1 protein-coding gene is annotated in these 3,703 nt (G+C 72.3%); it reads left to right on the plus strand.

Annotated features, from left to right (window positions below; all coding sequences use genetic code 11):
- On the plus strand, positions 1–3,703 hold a 3,703-nt coding region (locus ACVNF4_RS33730; RefSeq protein WP_461806681.1), incomplete at both ends, for a type I polyketide synthase.

Below are 3,703 nucleotides of genomic sequence, written 5' to 3' on the forward strand. Positions count from 1 at the left end.
CTGTGGTCGCCGCTGCTCCCTCGGCGCCGGCCGAAGGGGCGCCGGTCGAGGAGTCGCCGGCCGAGGTGTTCGCCCGGCGGCTGGCCGCGCTCTCTCCGGCCGACCGGCGCAGGCGGTTGCTGGACCTGGTGCGGGACGGTGCCGCCGCTGTGCTCGGTTTCTCCGGGGCTGAGGCGGTGGACCCGCAACAGCCGTTCCGGGACGCCGGGTTCGACTCGCTGACCGCCGTCGAGCTGCGCAACCGCCTCACGGCGGCCACCGGGATCGCGCTCCCGGCGACCCTGATCTTCGACTACGCGACCCCGACCGCGCTCGCCGATCATCTCTGGGAGAGTGTCGGTGTCACGTTCGAGGATCTCGCCACACCCCTGCCCCCCAGGCCGAAGAGTGCGCGGGACGACGTCCGGGAGCGGGCGCAGGACGACGATCCGGTCGTCGTCATCGGCATGGGCTGCCGTTTCCCCGGGGGTGCCGACTCGCCCGAGGCCCTGTGGGAGCTGGTGCTCTCCGGGACGGACACGGTCGCCGGTTTCCCCGACGACCGGGGCTGGGACCTGGAGACTCTGAGCGACCCCGAGCGGCTGGGCGGGACGTACGTCGGCGGGGGCGCCTTCCTGTACGACGCGGCCGAGTTCGACCCGGCGTTCTTCGGGATCTCCCCGCGTGAGGCCGTCGCGCTCGACCCGCAGCAGCGGCTGCTCCTGGAGACGTCCTGGGAGGCGTTCGAGCACGCGGGCATCGACCCGCACACCCTGCGCGGCAGTCTGACCGGGGTGTTCGCGGGCACCAACGGGCAGCCGTACGGCACGCTGCTCCAGCGTGCGCCCGAGCAGGCGGACGGGTTCCTCGCGACCGGCAGCGCGGCGAGCGTGGTGTCGGGGCGGCTGTCGTACACGTTCGGTCTCGAAGGTCCGGCGATGACGGTGGACACCGCCTGTTCCTCCTCCCTGGTCACCCTGCACCTCGCCGCCCAGGCGCTGCGCGCCGGTGAGTGCACGCTCGCGCTCGCCGGTGGTGTCACCGTCATGTCCACGCCGGATCTGTTCGTCGAGTTCTCCCGCCAGGGCGCGCTCTCCCCGGACGGCCGCTGCCGTGCCTTCGCGGACTCGGCGGACGGGACGGGGTGGGGCGAGGGGGCCGGGATGCTGCTGCTGGAGCGGTTGTCCGACGCCCGCCGCAACGGGCACCCGGTGCTGGCGGTCGTCCGGGGTTCCGCCGTCAACCAGGACGGCGCCTCCAACGGCCTCACCGCACCCAACGGACCCTCCCAACAGCGGGTCATACGGGCCGCGTTGGCCAACGCGCGGCTGTCCACGGCCGACATCGACGCCGTCGAGGCGCATGGCACGGCGACGACGCTCGGGGATCCGATCGAGGCGCAGGCGCTGCTGGCGACGTACGGGCAGGATCGTGAACATCCCCTGTATCTCGGCTCGTTGAAGTCCAACATCGGGCACACGCAGGCCGCCGCCGGAGTCGCCGGGGTCATCAAGATGATCCAGGCCCTGCACAACGGCGTCCTCCCGCGCACCCTCCATGTCGACTCGCCGTCCACCAAGGTGGATTGGACCGCCGGTGCGGTCGAGATCCTCCGGGACGAGCGTCCCTGGCCGTCGGTCGACCGGCCCCGTCGGGCCGCTGTCTCCGCCTTCGGGGTGAGTGGGACGAACGCGCACGTGATTCTGGAGCAGGCTCCGGACGGCACCTCGACGCCGGGTGCCGACGGCGTCGTCCCCGTGCTGCTGTCCGCGAAGACCGAGGGCGCCCTGCACGAGCAGGCGGCACGGTTGCTTGACCGTCTCGAAACCGAGCCGGCGCTCTCCGTCAGGGATGCCGCCTGGACGCTGGCGACCGGGCGTGCCTCCTTTGCCGAACGGGCGGTCCTCGTCGGGGATCGGAAGCAACTCATTGATTCGTTGCGGGAGTTCGCGTCGGGTGCAGGTGTGCGGGGGACGGCTGGAAGTCCCGGGCGGACGGTGTTCGTCTTCCCCGGGCAGGGCTCGCAGTGGGTCGGGATGGCGCTCGAACTCCTCGACGGCTCACCCGTGTTCGCCGCGTCCATGCGTGAATGCGCCGACGCGCTCGCCGAGTTCACCGACTGGAACCTCCACGACGTCCTCGCCGACGAGGAAGCACTCCAGCGCGTCGACGTCGTCCAGCCCGCCACCTGGGCCGTCATGATCTCCCTCGCCGCGCTGTGGCGTTCCCACGGCATCGAGCCCGACGCCGTGCTCGGCCACTCCCAGGGCGAGATCGCCGCCGCCCACATCGCCGGTGCCCTCAGCCTTGAGGACTCCGCCCGCATCGTCGCCGTGCGCAGCCGGCTCATCCGCGACCACCTCGCGGGCAAGGGTGGGATGGTGTCCGTCGCAGCGCCGGAGACTCTCGTCGCGCCCTGGGCCGGACGCATCGAGGTGGCGGCGACCAACGGCCCCAACAGCACCGTCGTCGCAGGCGAACCGGCCGCACTGGACGAGCTTCTGACGACGTGTGAGGCGGACGGCGTCCGCGCCCGCCGCATCCCCGTCGACTACGCCTCCCACACCGCCCACGTCGAAGCCGTCGAGCACGAACTCACCGACCAGTTGCTCGACGTGTGGTCCGGTCCGGCGGAGATTCCGTGGTTCTCGACGGTGGACGGCGACTGGCTGGACGGTACGGAGGCCGACGGCGCGTACTGGTACCGCAATCTGCGGCAGCCTGTCGGGTTCCAGCGGGCTGTCGAGCGGCTCGTGGAGGAGGGGTACACCACTTTCGTCGAGGTCAGTCCGCATCCGGTGCTCGTGATGAGCGTCGAGGACACCGTGGGCAGGCCGGTCGCGCTGGGTACGCTCCGGCGTGACGAGGGCGGGCTCGACCGGTTCTGGGCCTCGGTGGCGGAGGCGTGGGTGCGTGGTCTTCCCGTCGACTGGAGCCGTGCCTTCGAGGGGGCTCCGGGCCGGACGGTCGCGTTGCCGACGTACCCCTTCCAGCGGCGGTCGTACTGGATCGACGCTCCGGTGGACGTCGCGGCGGCGGGGACGCGCGAGGCGACCGAGGAAGTCTCCCGGCTCGCCGGGGTGCCCCGGGATGAACTGCTCGACGCGGTGCGGGCGTTGGTGCGGGTGGAGACGGCGCGGGCGCTGGGTTACGCGTCGGCGGACGACGTCTCCCTGGAGCGTGGTTTCTTCGAGCTGGGGATGACCTCGGTCACCTCGATGGATCTGCGGGGGCGGCTGAGTGCCGCGACCGGACTCGCGCTGCCGACGGCCTTCGTCCTGGACCACCCGCACCCCGGCACCCTCGCCGAGCGCCTGCACGCGCTGCTGGTCTCAAACGCGGAGGGCACGGACGGCACGGACGGCGGCGAGCGAGTCGCGGGACCGGTGGAGACGCTGTTCCGGCAGGCGTTCGCGGCCGGGGAGAACCTCGCGGGCAACGAGATCGTCATGGCCGCTTCGCTGGTGCGTCCGGTGTTCACGGCCGAGCAGGCGCAGGACGTGCCGACCACTGTGGTGCGCCTCGCCGACGGGGACGCCGAACCCGTGCTGCTGTGTCTGCCCGCCGTGGTCGCCACCGGCGGACCGCAGCAGTACGCGCGGTTCGCGGCGGAGTTCCGTGGCCGCCGGGAGGTGACCGCACTTCCCCAACCCGGCTTCCTGGACGGCGAGTCGCTGCCCGCCGACCTCGCCGCGCTGGCCCGGTTCCAGGCGGCGGCGGTGCG

This window comes from Streptomyces sp. S6 (assembly GCF_054880855.1).